General features: G+C 66.1%; 11 protein-coding genes. 8 read left to right on the top strand and 3 right to left on the bottom strand.

Annotated elements, in window-relative coordinates; genetic code table 11:
• The first annotated feature begins 54 nt into the window (after positions 1 to 54).
• The 4 genes from ACX0GZ_RS03870 to ACX0GZ_RS03885 all read left to right on the top strand — a co-directional run bounded on the left by ACX0GZ_RS03870 (position 55) and on the right by ACX0GZ_RS03885 (position 4,601).
• Positions 55 to 1,068 carry a hypothetical protein gene (locus ACX0GZ_RS03870; RefSeq protein ID WP_458813561.1) on the top strand — a complete coding sequence of 338 codons (1,014 nt, stop codon included), beginning with the start codon at positions 55 to 57 and terminating at the stop codon, positions 1,066 to 1,068.
• Positions 1,037 to 1,564: a DUF2141 domain-containing protein gene (locus tag ACX0GZ_RS03875; protein ID WP_458813563.1), complete on the top strand. Its 528-nt coding sequence runs from the start codon at positions 1,037 to 1,039 to the stop codon at positions 1,562 to 1,564. The genes ACX0GZ_RS03870 and ACX0GZ_RS03875 overlap by 32 nt, the downstream gene beginning before the upstream one ends.
• Before the next feature lie 140 nt (positions 1,565 to 1,704).
• A complete protein-coding gene (locus tag ACX0GZ_RS03880) occupies positions 1,705 to 2,892 on the top strand; it encodes a glycosyltransferase (RefSeq protein ID WP_458813565.1) in 1,188 nt (395 codons plus the stop codon).
• An 80-nt stretch (positions 2,893 to 2,972) separates the two neighbouring features.
• On the top strand, positions 2,973 to 4,601 hold the full coding sequence (locus ACX0GZ_RS03885) for an alkaline phosphatase D family protein (RefSeq protein WP_458813567.1): 1,629 nt from the start codon (positions 2,973 to 2,975) through the stop codon (positions 4,599 to 4,601).
• A gap of 9 nt (positions 4,602 to 4,610) precedes the next feature.
• Here ACX0GZ_RS03885 and pepN read toward each other — a convergent pair whose 3' ends face one another.
• Positions 4,611 to 7,196, bottom strand: a complete 2,586-nt coding sequence (gene pepN, locus ACX0GZ_RS03890; protein WP_458813569.1) for an aminopeptidase N — start codon at positions 7,194 to 7,196, stop codon at positions 4,611 to 4,613.
• A gap of 120 nt (positions 7,197 to 7,316) precedes the next feature.
• Between pepN and ACX0GZ_RS03895 the strand changes: the two genes are divergently transcribed.
• The 4 genes from ACX0GZ_RS03895 (at position 7,317) to ACX0GZ_RS03910 (ending at position 13,704) form a co-directional block, all read left to right on the top strand.
• Positions 7,317 to 8,990, top strand: a complete 1,674-nt coding sequence (locus ACX0GZ_RS03895; protein WP_458813571.1) for a M28 family metallopeptidase — start codon at positions 7,317 to 7,319, stop codon at positions 8,988 to 8,990.
• Complete coding sequence (locus tag ACX0GZ_RS03900) at positions 8,990 to 10,567, top strand: M28 family metallopeptidase (RefSeq protein ID WP_458813573.1); 1,578 nt, start codon at positions 8,990 to 8,992, stop codon at positions 10,565 to 10,567. The genes ACX0GZ_RS03895 and ACX0GZ_RS03900 overlap by 1 nt, the downstream gene beginning before the upstream one ends.
• A gap of 96 nt (positions 10,568 to 10,663) precedes the next feature.
• Complete coding sequence (locus tag ACX0GZ_RS03905) at positions 10,664 to 12,286, top strand: M20/M25/M40 family metallo-hydrolase (RefSeq protein ID WP_458813575.1); 1,623 nt, start codon at positions 10,664 to 10,666, stop codon at positions 12,284 to 12,286.
• A gap of 584 nt (positions 12,287 to 12,870) precedes the next feature.
• Positions 12,871 to 13,704 (top strand): Rossmann-fold NAD(P)-binding domain-containing protein, encoded by an 834-nt coding sequence (locus tag ACX0GZ_RS03910; RefSeq protein WP_458813577.1) that lies wholly within the window; start codon positions 12,871 to 12,873, stop codon positions 13,702 to 13,704.
• Here the strand turns inward: ACX0GZ_RS03910 and ACX0GZ_RS03915 are convergent.
• Together ACX0GZ_RS03915 and ACX0GZ_RS03920 are read right to left on the bottom strand one after the other, a co-directional pair.
• Positions 13,614 to 14,531 carry a DMT family transporter gene (locus tag ACX0GZ_RS03915; protein ID WP_458813579.1) on the bottom strand — a complete coding sequence of 306 codons (918 nt, stop codon included), beginning with the start codon at positions 14,529 to 14,531 and terminating at the stop codon, positions 13,614 to 13,616. The two genes, ACX0GZ_RS03910 and ACX0GZ_RS03915, sit on opposite strands and share 91 nt — an antisense overlap.
• 8 nt (positions 14,532 to 14,539) lie before the next feature.
• Positions 14,540 to 15,541 (bottom strand): threonine aldolase family protein, encoded by a 1,002-nt coding sequence (locus ACX0GZ_RS03920; RefSeq protein WP_458813581.1) that lies wholly within the window; start codon positions 15,539 to 15,541, stop codon positions 14,540 to 14,542.
• Between the last annotated feature and the right edge of the window lie 172 nt (positions 15,542 to 15,713).

Here is a 15,713-nt window from a genome sequence, read left to right on the forward strand (position 1 = left end):
GTCCCGGTGCCGGGCCGGTCTGGCGTCGTATCGGCGATCGGGCTAGGCTTGGTCATGCGCTGGGTGCGATCAGACGGGCAATGGGTTCCGCAGGCGGAGCCGGCGATCGACGGGCGTAACGACCGCAGTGCCGACCCGGCGAACGCCGGCTTCGACCGCGATCTGGCGGGGCTGGAGCCGTTTCAGGGGCTGAAGCGTCGCTGGCCGACGGTTCTGGGATCGGTGGTGTCGATCGCGATGGTCGCGGTGCTGGCCTACGAATTGTTCGATGGCGGGTTGGCCGATCTGTTCCGGACACTGCCCGACAATCCGGCATTTTATCTGGCGTTTCTGGCGATGTACGCCGCGCCGGTATTTTTCGACTGGATTATTTTCAGGCGATTGTGGCGGATTCCGACATCGGGAATCGGCGCGCTGGTCAAGAAGCGGATCGCGAACGACGTGGTGCTCGGCTATTCGGGCGAGGCCTATTTCTACGCCTGGGCGCGCCAGCGGATGCGGATGATTACCGCGCCGTTCGGGGCGGTCAAAGACGTGTCGATCCTGTCGGCGCAGGCGGGCAACCTGCTGACGCTGGTCGCGATGGCGATCGCGCTGCCCTTTGCCTCGGGCGTGCTGACGCCCGACGAACTGCGCGGAGTCGGCTGGGCGGCGGCGATCACGGTCGCGATCGCGCTGCCCTTCATCCTGTTTTCGAAGCGCGTCTATTCGCTGCCCGGAGCCGAGCTGTGGTGGGTGTTCGCCATGCACTGCACGCGCATTCTGGCGGGCAGCTTCGCGCTTGCCTGGGCCTGGCATTTCGCGATGCCGGGGGTGGCGTTTGCGACCTGGGCATTTCTGGTTGCGATCCGGTTGCTCGTCACGCGCTTGCCGTTCGTTCCCAACAAAGACCTTCTTTTCGCCAACATCGCCATTATCTTAATCGGACAGGGCACCGACATGTCGGAACTGATGGCCCTGACGGCGGCAATGGCATTGCTGCTCCATGTGGCGCTGATCGGCGCCTTCGGATTTCTGGCACTGGCGAGGAAAACAGATGATCGGCAAGACCAGCCTGTTGGGGTTTAGCGTAGTGGCGCTGTCGCTGGCGGCAACGCCTGTCCAGGCGAACCGCGCGATCGGCCCCGACGCGGCGGCCTGCAATTCGAACAGCGGACCGGCGATCCGCGTCAACGTGTCGGGCCTGAAGGACCGCACCGGTCGGCTGAAACTGGAATTGTGGAACGCGACCGAGGAAGAGTTTCTGAAGGACGACCGCGACCTGAAGCGCGACGGGCAGTTCTTTCATCGCGTCTGGGCGGACATGCCGTCATCGGGCGCGGTGACGATGTGCATCAAGGCGCCGAAGCCCGGGCGTTATGCGCTGCTGTTCACCCATGATCGCGACGGCAAGAACAAGTTCAATTTCTGGCAGGACGGCGCGGGGTTCCCCAGCAACACGCGGCTGGGACGCAGTCGTCCGAAGCTCAGCCAGGCGGTGATCAACGTGCCCGCAGGCGTGGCAACCACCGAAATCAAGGTCCAGTATTTGCGCGGGGTCGGCGGATTCTCGCCTGCGGGGTGATCTGCCATTAGGGGGTCGTGGGGGGTCTTCTCCGTTCGTTTCGAGCGTAGTGGAGAAACGTGGGCGATGCGCCTGGTTGATGTTTCTTGACTACGATCGAGACGAACGAATGGGTCGTGTAGCCCGAGGTAAATGCCGCCATGCGGATCGTCGACGTCAACGAATATTATTCGCCCACCGGCGGCGGCGTGCGGACCTATCTCGACCGCAAGCTGTCGATCATGGCGGATCTGGGCCACGAACTGATCGTCATCGCGCCGGGTCGCGAGGACCGACTGGAAGAACGTCCCGGCGGCGGCAAAATCTATTGGGTGAAGGCGCCGCGGCTGATCTTCGACCGCAATTACGGCGTGTTCACGAGCGGCGCCGAAATCCGGCGGCTGCTCGACGAGATCGATCCGGATGTGGTGGAGACCAGCTCGCCCTGGCGACCGGCATGGATCGTCGGCAACTGGCAGGGCCGTGCGCTCAAGGTCTATTTCGCGCATAACGACAATATCGGGGCGTACCCGCAGCGCTGGTTCGAAGGCTGGGCGTCGTCCGAGCGGATCGAGGAAGCGTTCGGTTGGTACACCCGCTATATGGCGCGATTCCTTGAAAAATTCGACGCCTTCGTGACCAACGGCCCGGCAATCGCCAAACGCGAACAGCGTCGCGGGCTGACCGTCCACGCTGCGGCACCCTTGGGGATCGAGAAGGCGTATTTCTCGCCCGAGTTTCGCGACGAGAAACTGCGTGCGTCGCTGCTCGAACAATGCGGACTGCCGGCCGACGGGCATCTGCTGCTCGGCATGGGGCGGCATCATCCCGAAAAGCGCTGGCCGATGGTGTTCGACGCGGTGCAGCGCGCCGGTCGGCACTTGCCCGTCGGCATGATCCTGATCGGAACCGGGGTCGATGGCGGCAAGCTGGCGCGGCACATCGAGGGGAGCCCGCATATCCGGCTGTTCCGCCCCGTCTATGACCGCCCGCGGCTGTCGCGGATCATGGCGAGCTGCGACGCGCTGATCCACGGATCGGACGCCGAACCGTTCGGGCTGGTCGGGCTGGAGGCGATTGCCAGCGGATTGCCGCTGATCGCGCCCGACGAAGGCGGGTTTGCGGAAATCGCGGATCCGCTGTTCTGCGAAACCTATGCCGCGCGCGACGCCAAATCGGCGGCGGCGGCGATTCGCCGTCTGTTCGCGCGCGAGCCCGCGATCCTGCGCGCGGCGGCGCGACAAGCGGCGCAGGGCGTGATGTCCGACGTCGATCATGCGCGCGAACTGGTGGCGCTGTATCGAAAGATGATCGATCATCGCGACGGGCGGCTGCGTATCGTCGCCTGACCGCTCCGCCGTCAGTCGGCTGTCACGAACCCGCCACACACGCTTGCCAAGGCGGAGGCGCAGCAGGGGAGCCAGCCGTCATGACCATCGCCATCGACCGTCGCCAATTGATCCTGGGGGGCATGCTGGGCACGGGCGCGCTCGCCATTCCGGGGTTCGCCAACGCCTTTGCGCTGCTGCAGGCGAGTGGCTTTACCCATTCGGTCGCATCGGGTGAGCCGTCGGCGACCTCGTTGCTTCTGTGGACCCGCTATGTTCCCGCGAACCGGGGCGAAGCGCGGGTGAAGGTCGAATTGTCGGAGACCGCCGATTTCGCGCGCGTCGTCGGCGCGGGCGAAATGGTGACGGGGCCGTGGCGCGATCATACCGCCAAGATCACGGTGGCGGGGCTGCGACCGGGCACCCGCTATCATTACCGGTTCGTCGCGCCCGATGGCGGGTTTTCCCCGGTCGGGCGCGCCAGGACGCTGCCTGAGGGCAATGCCGAGCGGTTCAACATCGCGATCTTTTCCTGCTCGAATCTGGGCTTTGGCTATTTCAACGCCTACGGCCACGCCGCCGCGCGCGACGATATCGACCTGGCGGTGCATCTGGGCGATTATCTCTACGAATACGGGCCCGACACTTATCCCAACCGCCAGCAGACGGTCGGCGGACGCATTCCCCAGCCCGAGCGCGAAATGGTCAGCCTGGCCGATTACCGGATGCGCTTCGCCAGCTATCGCGCCGATCCCGATTTGCAGGCGCTACACGCCGCGCACCCGATGGTGGCGCTGTGGGACGATCACGAATCGACCAACGACAGCTGGGAAGGCGGCGCGCAGAACCACCAGCCCGACGAAGGCGAATGGGCGATCCGCCGCGCGGCGTCGATGCAGGCCTATTACGAATGGATGCCGGTGTCGGAAGAGCCGTGGAAGGCGTATGACATTGCGGGACTGGCGACGTTGTTCCGCACCGAAACGCGACTGGTGGGACGAAGCAGGCCGCACGAACTTGCCGAAATCTTGAGCGGCGCGGGCGATCCGGCCCGCGCGCTGGCGGCGTTTCGCGACGGGCCGTGGCGCGACCCGGCGATGACCATGATGGGCACGACGCAGGAGGTGTGGCTGGACGAAGCAATCCGTGCATCGGTGCGGTCGGGCGCGCGGTGGCAGGTGGTGGGTTTCGGCACGATCATGGGGGAGACGCGAACGCCGCCCAATGCCGGGGAATGGCTGGCCGAGGATGCGCCCCCCTTCGTGCGCGGGTTCGTCGAGCGCGGGGTGGCGGCCAGCCGCGCCGGACTGCCGCTCAATTTCGACGCCTGGGGCGGATATCCCGCCGCGCGCGCGCGCTTCCTGAGCGGGGCGCAGGAAGCGGAGGCCAATCTGATCGTCATTGCCGGAGACAGTCATAACGGCTGGGCTTACGACCTGGCGCAGGAGGGCCGAGCGGCAGGCGTCGAATTTGCCGGTCAGGCGGTGACGTCGCCGGGGTTCGAAAGCGCGCTGGGCGTCGATCCCAAGATCGTGGCGCGCGCGCTGGTCGAGGTCAATCCCGAACTCAAATGGGCGGATACCAGCAACCGCGGCTATATGGCGCTGAGCCTGACGTCCGACCGCGCGACCAACGACTGGGTGTTCGTGGACGGCGTGAGGACGCGGGGGACCGGCCCACGGATCGGGCACCGGGCAACCGTCATGCGCGGGCGCAACCGGATGGGGTGAGGGGACCCGTCAGTCGAGGCTTTTCGACACCTGTTCCAGCATGTCCTTCGACAATCCCGGCACGGCCATGATGCGTTCCAGCTCGGCGCGCATCAACGCGGCGCGGTCTTCGTCGAAGCGCCGCCAGCGGCCCAGCGGCGGCACGAGTTTGGCGGCGGTCTGGGGGTTGAGCGTGTCGAGCGCGATCAGCTGGTCGGCGACGAAGCGATAGCCGCGACCGTCCCTGGCATGGAAGGCGCGCTGGTTGACGCTGAACGCGCCGATCAGCGCGCGGGCACGGTTGGGATTCGACAGGGTGAAATCGCGGTGCGCGGCCAATTCCTCGACCACCGAGGCGGTATCGTCGCGTGATGAGAGCGCCTGGGTCTGGAACCATTTGTCGAGCACCAGCGCATTGTCCGAATAGCGATTGTAGAAAATGTCGAGCGCGGCGATGCGCTTGTCCGACGTGCCGCCGACCAAGGTAGTGAGCGCGCCCTGGCGGTCGGTCATGTTGTCGGCGCCCTCGAACTGGGCGAAGGCGAGCGCGGCGGCGTCGGGCGCGCCGGAGGCCGCGATATAGCCGAGCGCGACGGTTTTCAGGCGACGCGCGCCCTTGGCGGCGGGCGAATATTCGAAGCGGTTGGCGCGGTTGGCGTCATAAGCCTCGCGCCATAGCCCTTCCAGCTCGCGCCCCAGATCGCGGCGCAGCGCTTCCCTTGCGCGGAAGATCGCATCGGGATCGACCACCTGCATCTGGTCGCCGACGAAACTATCGGACGGCAGCAGCACTGCTTCGGCCATAAAGGCGGCGTCGAGCGCCGGGTCGTCGAGGGTGCGGCGCACGGCGTCGATGACCGGCGCGTGGTTGCCGCGCCCCTCCGCGACGCTGGCGACCAGGGTGTCGAGCATCAATTGCTGCATCGCCTCGTACCGGGCGAAGGGGTCGTCGTCATGTGCCGACAGGAAGGCGAGGTCGGCGGCGGAGCGGTTGGTGTTGACGATGACGGGCGCGGAAAAGCCACGATTGATCGACAGCACCGGGCGCTCTCCGGTGACCGCAAAGGCCACTTCGGCGCGCGCATCGTCGAGCATTACCAGCTGTTCGCCGGACAGCGCCTTGCCGTCCTCGCCGAACAATTTGAGTTTGAGCGGGATCGCCATCGGCTGCTTGTGCGGCTGGCCGGGCGTGGGGGGCACGTCCTGCGCCAGCGAGACGGTGACATGGGTTTCGTGCGCCTTGATCGACGCGGTGACGCGCGGCGTTCCGGCCTGCGCATACCAGAGGCGGAACTGGGTCAGGTCGCGGCCGGAGGCTTCCTCCATGCAGGCGACGAAATCCTCGCAGGTCGCCGCCGTCCCGTCGAACCGGTCGAAATACAGGTCGGTGGCAGCGCGAAAGTCCGGTTCGCCCAGCATCGTCGCCATCATGCGGATCAGCTCCGCGCCCTTGTTGTAGATGGTCGCGGTGTAGAAATTGCTGATCTCGATATAGGACTCAGGGCGCACCGGATGCGCGAGCGGACCTGAGTCTTCGGGGAATTGCGCGGCGCGAAGCGCGCGAACATCCTCGATCCGCTTGACCGCTGCCGACCCCTGATCGGCACTGAACTGCTGGTCGCGGTAGACGGTGAAGCCTTCCTTGAGGGAAAGCTGAAACCAGTCGCGGCAGGTGACCCGGTTGCCCGACCAGTTGTGGAAATATTCGTGCGCGACGACGGCGGCGACCGCGTCGTAGTCGTAATCGGTGGCGGTGTCGGGGTCGGCGAGGATGTAGCGGCTGTTGAAGATGTTCAGCCCCTTATTCTCCATCGCGCCGAAGTTGAAATCGTCGACCGCGACGATGTTGAACACGTCGAGGTCGTATTCGCGGCCATAGACCCGCTCGTCCCACGCCATCGAGGTCTTGAGCGCGTGCATCGCATGGTCGGTGCGCGGCAGATCGGCCTCGCGCACCCAGATGCCGAGCCGGACGTCGCGGCCCGAACGGGTGGTGAAGGTCGAGCGGTTTTCGGCCAGATCGCCCGCGACCAGCGCGAACAGATAGCTGGGTTTGGGGAACGGGTCGTGCCATTCGGCCCAATGCCTGCCGCCGTCCAGATCGCCCGAGGCGACCGGATCGCCATTGGCGAGCAGCACCGGATAGCGCGCCTTGTCCGCCGTCATCTTCACCCGGTAGCGGGCGAGCACATCGGGACGATCGGGGAAGAAAGTGATCCGCCGGAATCCTTCGGCCTCGCACTGGGTGCAGAGATTGCCGCCCGAGGCGTAGAGGCCCATCAACTGGGTATTGCGTTCGGGCTGGATCGAGACTTCGGTTTCGACCTGATGCACGTCGCCGTCGAGGCTCAGGACCAGCGTGCCGTCATCGACTACCCAGTCGGTGCATTCTTCACCATCGACCCGGACCGCGATCGGGTGCAGCCCGTCGCCGTCGAGGCGCAGCGGACGGTCGTGATCGCCGTTTCGGGTTGCCGTCAGCGTGGCGCGCACGCGCGTTTCGGCGGCGTCGAGATCGAAATCGAGCGCGATTTCCGGGACCAGCCAGTCGGGCGCGCGATAATCCTCTCGCCGGATCGCGGGGGGCTGGTTGGGGGCACGCTGAACGTCGAACATGAAGGCTGGCCTGCGTCGCGCAATCGACTTGCGCATTCATGAAAAAATCGTGCGCGTGCGTTGCGATTCAACGCCCGGCTGCTAACCATTCCCCTTATGCCCGGTTTCAAGAGGATGCCAATGATCCGTTTCGCCGTACCGTTCGCTGCGCTTCTGCTGTCCACCGCAGCCTATGCCCAGACCGCGCCTGCGCCCGCCTCCGCACCGACTGCCGCTTCGGTCGATGTCCATACGCTGAGAAATGACGAGCGCGCGATGCGGTCGCACGTCATGTTCCTAGCGTCCGACGCGATGCAGGGGCGTGAGGCGGGGACCGATGCCTATGACGTCGCCGCCGAATATGTCGCAGCGCAATTCTATGCGCAGGGGCTAAAGCCTGCGGGGACCGACGGCAGCTATCTGCAACAGGTGCCGTTGATCGCGTTCAAGGCGGCGGACAAGGGCAGCTTTGCCGTCACGCGCGGCGGGCAGAACAGTGCGCTCGAATTCGGGGTGGATTATATTCCGGGTGCGACCTCCGCGCGGCCAGAGGTCACGGTCAATGCGCCGGTGGTGTTCGTCGGCCACGGCATCGTCGCGACCGAATTCAAGCGCAACGATTATGCGGGCGTCGATGTGAAGGGAAAGGTCGTGGCGCTGTTCTCGGGCGCGCCCGCGAGCTTCAACGGCGAAGTCCGTGCGCATTTCGGCAGCGTGGCGAACAAGGCGGCCTATGCCGCGTCGCGCGGGGCGGTCGGCGTGATCGTGCTGGAAAGCCCGCAAAGCGCGCGGGTCCGCCCGTTCGCGCGGCTGGCGGAAACCTATGATTCGACGCGGATGAGCTGGATGCGGCCCGATGGGACCGGGTTCGACATTGCCGGCAATGCGCCGGTGCTGGGCACGCTGTCGTCGGCGGGGGCGGCCAAATTGTTCGCGGGCGCGCGCACCAACTGGACCGCGATCAGCAAGCAGGCCGAGGGCGAAGGTGCGACCTTCAGGGCGTTCGAGCTGCCGTCGCGGTTGAACGCGACGATCCGCTCGACCAGCGAAAAGGTCGAAAGCCCGAACGTCGCCGGGATGATCGAGGGGTCCGATCCTGCGTTGAGGGACGAAGTGATCGTGCTGACCGCGCATCTCGACCATGTCGGGATCGGGCGGCCCAATGCGAGCGGCGACACCATCTATAACGGCGCGATGGATAATGCGGTGGGGATCGCCGCGCTGATCGAGAATGCCCGCCGGTTCAAGGAACAGGGGGTTCGCCCCAAGCGCTCGATCCTGTTCCTGGCGGTGACGGCCGAGGAAAAGGGGCTGGTCGGCGCCGATTATTTCGCGCGCAACCCGACGGTGCGCCGCGAGCAGATGGTCGCCAACGTCAATCTCGACATGCCGATCATCACCTACAAGTTCGAGGATATGGTGGCATTCGGCGCCGAGCGTTCGACGTTGGGGCCGATCACCAAGGCAGCGGTCGAGCAACTGGGCGTAACGCTGTCGCCCGATCCGATGCCCGAGCAGGGCTTCTTCGTCCGGTCCGACCATTACCGCTTCGTCCAGCAGGGCGTGCCGTCGGTGTTCCTGTGGCCGGGCACCAAGGGGCCGGGCAAGGCGGCGTTCGACCATTTCCTGTCGACGCATTACCATCAGCCGTCGGACGAACTCGACCAGCAGCCGAACATCGACTGGGCATCGGGCGTGCGCTTCATCGAGGCGAATTTCGCGATCACCAAGGCGATTGCCGACGCGCCCGAACGGCCGCGCTGGAACAAGGGCGATTTCTTCGGGACGCTCTATAACGGTCATGGAGCCAAGTGATGCGTAATCTGGTCCTCTCCGCCCTGCTAGCCGGATCGTCGCTGGCGCTTGGCGCGTGCAGCTACGCCGCGCCCGAAAGCGCGTCGGTGGTGATCGACGGACAGACGCTGACCGCCGAACAGGCACGCTGGCGGTCGCACATCGCGATCCTGGCCGACGATGCGATGGAAGGGCGGCTGGCGGGGACGCCGGGGTATGACCGCGCCGCCGATTATGTCGTCCAGCAATTCGAGGAAATCGGCGCGACGCCGCGCGGCACCGATGGCTGGTTCCAGCCGGTGCCGCTGGTCCGCGCCTCCGCCGCGGGACCGGGCAGCGCGGCAATGGTTGCAGGCGGGCAGGCGACGCCGCTTACCTTCGGCACCGATTATGTGCCGGGGGCGACGATGGGCCACCGCTCGGTCGCGGTCGATGCGCCGCTGATCTTCGTCGGTCAGGGCATCGCCGCTCCAAGCGAAGGGCGCGACGATTATGCGGGCCTGGACCTCAAGGGCAAGATCGCGGTGTTCGCGCCGGGCGCACCCGACACGCTGCAAGGCGAAATCCGCGCGCACGCCGCGCGTCCCGACAACAAGGCAGCCGAAGCAGCGAAGCGCGGCGCGATCGCGACGATCATGCTCGCCCCGCAACAGATGCCGCTGTCCGAACTCGCGCAAGGCTATCAGGAGCCGCGCAACAGCTGGCGCAAGCCCGACGGCACCGGGTTCTCGATTGCGCCCATCCCGCAACTGGGCGTGCTGAGCAATGACGCCGCCGCGCGGCTGTTCGGCGGCGCGCTGAAGCCGGGGGCGGTGAGCAAGGCCAATCTGCGCTTTGCCAGCCAGACCAATTACGCGCCGTTCGAGAGCAAGAACATCGTCGGGATGATCCCCGGCACCGATCCGGCGCTGGCGGACGAATATGTCGTGCTGACCGGGCATCTCGATCACCTGGGCGTGCGCGCGGATGGCGAGGTCTTCAACGGCGCGATGGATAACGCGAGCGGCATTGCGTCGATGATCGAGGCAGGGCGCAAGCTGGTTGCCGAACCGGGTCGCCGTCCGATCCTGCTCGTCGCGCTCACCGCCGAGGAAGGCGGGCTGGTCGGCAGCGATTATTTCGCGCGGCATCCGGTGGTGCCGATTTCGCAGATCGTCGGCAATGTGAACCTCGACATGCCGATCCTGACCTATCCGTTTACCGACATGTTCGCCTTCGGCGCGGATCGATCGACGCTGGGGCCGATTACCGAGAAGGCGTTGGCCGATATCGGCATCACGCTGACCCCCGATCCCGATCCGCGCGAAGCGTTGTTCACCCGGTCGGACCATTATCGCTTCGTTCAGGCGGGCGTGCCGGTGCTGTTCCTGAAAACCGGCTTTGCGGGCGAAGGGCAGGTCGCGACCAAGACGTTCCGATCGGGGCCGTATCACAATGTGACCGACGATCTGACGCTGCCCTTCAACTGGGAATCGGGAGTGAAGTTCGTGGACGCGAACGTCGCCATCGCACGGGGGATTGCGAATGCGGCAGAGCGCCCGCGGTGGAACAAGGGCGATTATTTCGGCACGCTCTATGACGGGTACGGGGCAAAATAGGACGTGACCGGGCGCTCGGTCTGAGCCTGTCGAAGGCGGTTGGTAACACGCTACGACAGGCTCAGCGTGAGCGCGGTAGGGGGTTTGGGGGATAGAATGCGTAGCATTGTCGGCCTGTTTTCACTGGCGGCGCTCGTCGCCACGCCGCTTTCGGCGCAGACCCCGCCCCAGCAGGAAACCGCGCTGCGCGCGCATGTCGAATTTCTGGCCGACGACGCGATGCTGGGGCGCGACAGCTTCACGCCCGAATACCGGATCGCCGCCAATTACGTCGCGACGCAGCTGATGGCGGCGGGGGTGCAGCCGGGTGGCGACGATGGCGGATATCTCCAGAATGTCGGTTTTCAGGCGACGATCCCGGCAGCGCAGGGCGAAATGGCGATCACGCGCCGCGGCAAACGTCAGGCGCTGGCCTTTGGCGAGGATTTTGTCGGGGCGGTCAATCCGCAGGTCGCCGATTTCCGCCTGAGCGGCGAAGTGGTGTTCGCGGGCTATGGCGCGGTCGATCCCGATATCGGCTGGGACGATTATCGCGGGTTGAACGTGCGGGGGAAGATCGTCGCGGTGCTGGCGGGCGGGCCTGCCAGACTCGCCAGCGAGAAACGTGCGCATTTCTCCGGCCGCGCGTCCAAGTCGCAGGCGGCGCTGGCGCGCGGGGCGAAGGGCATCGTGCTGATCGATTCGATCGCCGACGATGCGGGCTATTCGGTCGCGGACCGTGCGGCGAACTGGCAGCGCCCCTCGATCAGCTGGGTGGCGCCCGACGGGAGGCCCAATCTAGAAGCGGGCGACGCGCCGTCGATCGGCACGCTCAGTCGGACGGGCGCGGCGAAATTGTTCGCCGGGTCACCGATTCGCTGGGCCGCGGTCGATGCCGCCGAGCGGGCGGGCGCGGCGATGCCGACCGGTCGACTGGGCGCGTCGATCGAGGCACGCCAACGCTCCGAGACCGCCGCACTCGAAAGTGCCAATGTCGTGGGCGTCATTCCCGGCAGCGATCCGAAACTGGCGCGCGAACAGGTCGTCCTGACCGCGCATCTCGACCATTTGGGGGTCGAGGAAATGACCGAAGACGATCCCAAGGCGGACCGGATCAACAACGGCGCGATCGACAATGCGATCGGCATTGCGATGATGCTGGAGGTCGCGCGGGAATTTCAGCGATCGGGCAAGCGCCCGCGCCGCACCATCGTCTTTACCGCAGTGACGGCGGAGGAAGTGGGGCTGCTGGGCTCGGAATATTACGCGCAGCACCCCAGTGTCGCCGGGACGATGGTCGCCAACATCAATCTCGACATGCCGATCATGACCTATCCGTTCCGCGACATCATCGCGTACGGCGCGGAGCGCAGCAGCATCGGCGCGACCCTGAAGCGCATCCTGGACGCAGAGGGCCTTCCGCTGACACCCGATCCGGTGCCGGAGGAGAATTACTTCGTGCGGTCGGATCACTATAGTTTCGTGAAGGCCGGGGTGCCGTCGATTTACCTCGACGCTGGCCCTGCGGGGCCGGGGAAGGCGGCGACCGATGCGTTCGTCAACAACCATTATCATCAGGTATCGGACCAGACCGACCTGCCGATCGACTGGACCGCGGCGCGGCGCTTCATGGCGATCCACTACCGTCTGGCGCGCGACATTGCGGACGCGGATGCGCGGCCCCGCTGGACCAGGGGCGATTTCTTTGGCGTGCTGTTCGGGGGATATGGGGCGAAATAGCACTACCCGTCACCTTGGTCGCCACGCGGGGTCCACTAAGCCGCCGCCTGAACAACGCAAGATTGATGACCGCGCGCGTGCCGCCCGGTGGACCCCGGAACAAGTCCGGGGTGACGGGTTGGGTTGGGCGAGTGGTCCGCCAAGGTCAGCGTTTCTCGACTTCGAGCCTTTGGCTCGAAGTTTATCCTGAGCGCCTGCCTTGGCAGGCAGTCGAAGGGCTCGAAACGAACGGATTTTGTGTGCGTGGAGGGCTTTCAGATGGCGTCCAGGGGGAGGCGAGAAGGGTGATCTTCCGAGCATCGGCGCGCAGCGTGCTTCCTGCACCTGAGCACCGAAGCGCAGGAAATCGCGCTTCGCAGCCCCGCATGGGCGCCATCTGAAAGCCCCTCCAACGCAACCGGGGTGAACAGACGAAGGGTGGGCCCTTCGACTTCGCCGCCCTTTAGCTTGGGGGTGCCTGGACATTGGCGGCGAGCCCCGGTTGCAGCGTCATATACACGACGCTTGGGGGACCCGCCGATTGGGCTTGCGAACATGAACGCCAGATTGACGGATCGCCTCGGTCACGTCTTTAACCATTTCCCATGCGACTAGTCGTTTTCGGCATGGGATATTCGGCGCGAACCATCGTCCGGCGGCTGGGCGACCGCGCGGTGCTGGCGGGGGCGACGACGCGCGACGGGCGGGGCGGGACGCTGCGCTTCGACGACCGAGAGGGGGTCGTGCGGGCGCTGGCGGTGGCGAGCCATGTGCTCTCCAGCGTGCCGCCCGAGGGCGATCGCGATCCTGTGCTCGAGCGCTATGGCGACATGCTCGGCGGGCGGAACCTCGCCTATCTGTCCTCGACCGGGGTTTATGGCGACACGGGCGGGGCGTGGGTGGACGAGAGCGCCCCTACCGGCGGCAGGCGCCCAGCGCGGACGGCAGCAGATGCGGCGTGGCTGGCGCTCGGCGCGCGGGTGTTCCGCTTGCCGGGGATTTACGGACCCGGTCGCTCGCCGCTCGACCGGGTGGCGGCGGGGCAGGCCCACCGGGTCGATGTGCCGGGCCAGATTTTCAGCCGTGTCCATGTCGATGATCTGGCGGACGGGGTGATCGCGGGCTGGGACGGGCCAGCGGGCGCGTATAATCTGTCCGACGACGAGCCCGCTCCGCAATCCGATGTCATCGCTTACGCCGCGCGGTTGCTGGGGCTGGAGCCGCCGCCGCTGATCCCGCTCGATCACCCGTCGGTGTCGCCTGCTGCCCGCGCTTTCTATGCCGAGAACCGGCGGGTGGCGAACGGCAAGGCAAAGCGGGTGCTGGGCTGGCGGCCCGCCTATCCCGATTACCGGTTGGGCCTGCGTGCCCTCAAGGCAATGACCAGCCCGATCATCGCCAGCACCCCGCCGCCCAGCGCCAGCGGCGACCAGCGGTAACCCTCGAACACTGTCGAAAAGATCATTGCGATGACCGGGACGATCACGCCGGAATAGGCCGCCTTGGCCGGGCCGATCACGCGGATGACATTGAAATAGAGGAAGAAGGCGATCGCCGAGGCCGCGATGCCGAGGTAAAGCAGCCCGGCGATATAGCCCAGCCGCATCTCGATCACCGGCGCGCCCACCGTCGCCCATGCCCAGCCAGCGTTGCCGAGTGCGCCGAGCAGCATCGAGATGCCCAGCATCGACGCCATCGGATAGCGTTTGGAGGTCTCCGTCCCCTGCATGATGTTGGCCGCGGACGCCGACAGGACCCCCAGCAACGTGATGCCGATCCCGGTCACGACAGCGGCGGTCGATGCGGAGCCTTCGCGGGCCTCGTGAACGAAGAGCAGCGCGATCCCGGCAACCGCGATCACCGATCCGACGAGCAATTGCCTGCCCATGCGCTGGCCGAGGAAAATGCGCGCGAGGATCGCGTTAGGGACCAGCAGGATCGCGAACACCACCGCGACTAGGCCGGAGGTGATGTACATCTCCGCGCGGTAGACGAAATTGAAGTTGAGGCAGAATTGCGCGAGCGCAAGGCCGCTTGCGAACAGCCATCCGCGTGCGTCGAGCCGAAGCGAATCGCGGCGGATCAGCGCCCAGGCGAGCATTGCGATCCCGGCAATGGCGAAGCGATAGGAAACCGACCAGGTCGGCGGCACGATGCCCAGCTGGTCGCGGATGACGATCCAGGTCGATCCCCAGATCAGGGTGACGATCGCGAACGGCAACAGGACGGTCAGCCGCGTCGATTGCGGCTTTTCGCCCTCTGCCATGGGTGTCGTCACAGCGCGGCGATGGCGTCGGCGAGCGGCTTTACCGCCGCTTCGTCCTGATCCCAGCTGATGACGAACCGCGCGAGGCCCGGTCCCCAGTCATAGAAATCGAACCCGGCGTCGCGCAGCGTCTGTGCCTCATCCGCGGTCAGTTTCACGAACAGCTCGTTGGCCTGAACCGGGTGGAGCAACCGGGCTTCGGCGACGCTTGCGAGCATCTGGGCGGCGGCGTTGGCGCGGCGCGCATTGTCGAGCCACACATCGCCGTCGAGCATCGCGAGGATCTGCGCGGCCAGATAACGGCCCTTGGACAGCAGATGCCCGCCGCGCTTGCGCCGGACCTTTGCGGCTTCGGCGAGATCGTTGCGGAAGTAGACGATCGCCTCTGCGTTCATCCCGCCATTCTTGACGAAGCCGAAGCTCAGCACATCGACGCCTGAACGCCACGTCACGTCGCCCGGATCGCAGCCGAGGGTGGCCACCGCATTGGCGAAGCGCGCGCCGTCCATGTGCAAGCCGAGGTCGCGCTTGTGCGCGTAATCGCCGATCGCGGCTACCTCATCCGGGGTGTAGACGAGGCCGTCCTCGGTCGCGTTGGTGATGGAGATCGCGTGCGGCTGGACGCGGTGGACGTCGTTGCGGATGCCCGACAGAAGCGCGTCGATGCCCTCGACCGTCAGCTTCGCGCCCTCGCCCTCTACGGTCATCAGCTTGGCGCCGTGGGTGTAGAATTCGGGCGCGCCCGCTTCGTCGCATTCGATATGCGCGTCGCGGTGGCAGACGATGCCGCCATAAGGCGGGCAGAGCGAAGCGAGTGCGATGGCGTTGGCGGCGGTGCCGGTGGGAATCCACAGCGCCGTGCATTTGGTGCCGAACACGCCCGACATGGCGGCATCCAGCTTCGCGCTCCACGCGTCGCCGTCATAAGCGGTGTCGAGGCTGTTGGCGGCGACGATCGCCTCCATCACCTGAGGGCAGACGGGGGCGGCGTTGTCGGAGAAGAAGCGCATGATGCGCCCTTGCGGCGGGGCGCGGGCGGGGTCAAGCGGGGGCGCGTGCGAGAAGGTTTTTCCTTTCGTCACCCCGGGGGGCTTGTTCCGGAGTCCACCACGCCGCCTGCGCATCCCTCCAGCTTCGGCGTCATCGCTCGCCGCCCGGTGGACCCCGGAACAAGCCCGGGGG

The sequence above is a fragment of the Sphingomonas aestuarii genome, assembly GCF_054457155.1.

Coding starts and splice junctions, on each gene's coding strand:
- ACX0GZ_RS03870 (WP_458813561.1), top strand. CDS start 55: ATGCGCTGGGTGCGATCAGACGGGCAATGGGTTCCGCAGGCGGAGCCG.
- ACX0GZ_RS03915 (WP_458813579.1), bottom strand. CDS start 14,531: ATGGCAGAGGGCGAAAAGCCGCAATCGACGCGGCTGACCGTCCTGTTG.
- ACX0GZ_RS03910 (WP_458813577.1), top strand. CDS start 12,871: ATGCGACTAGTCGTTTTCGGCATGGGATATTCGGCGCGAACCATCGTC.
- ACX0GZ_RS03920 (WP_458813581.1), bottom strand. CDS start 15,541: ATGCGCTTCTTCTCCGACAACGCCGCCCCCGTCTGCCCTCAGGTGATG.
- ACX0GZ_RS03880 (WP_458813565.1), top strand. CDS start 1,705: ATGCGGATCGTCGACGTCAACGAATATTATTCGCCCACCGGCGGCGGC.
- ACX0GZ_RS03900 (WP_458813573.1), top strand. CDS start 8,990: ATGCGTAATCTGGTCCTCTCCGCCCTGCTAGCCGGATCGTCGCTGGCG.
- ACX0GZ_RS03905 (WP_458813575.1), top strand. CDS start 10,664: ATGCGTAGCATTGTCGGCCTGTTTTCACTGGCGGCGCTCGTCGCCACG.
- ACX0GZ_RS03875 (WP_458813563.1), top strand. CDS start 1,037: ATGATCGGCAAGACCAGCCTGTTGGGGTTTAGCGTAGTGGCGCTGTCG.
- pepN (WP_458813569.1), bottom strand. CDS start 7,196: ATGTTCGACGTTCAGCGTGCCCCCAACCAGCCCCCCGCGATCCGGCGA.
- ACX0GZ_RS03885 (WP_458813567.1), top strand. CDS start 2,973: ATGACCATCGCCATCGACCGTCGCCAATTGATCCTGGGGGGCATGCTG.
- ACX0GZ_RS03895 (WP_458813571.1), top strand. CDS start 7,317: ATGATCCGTTTCGCCGTACCGTTCGCTGCGCTTCTGCTGTCCACCGCA.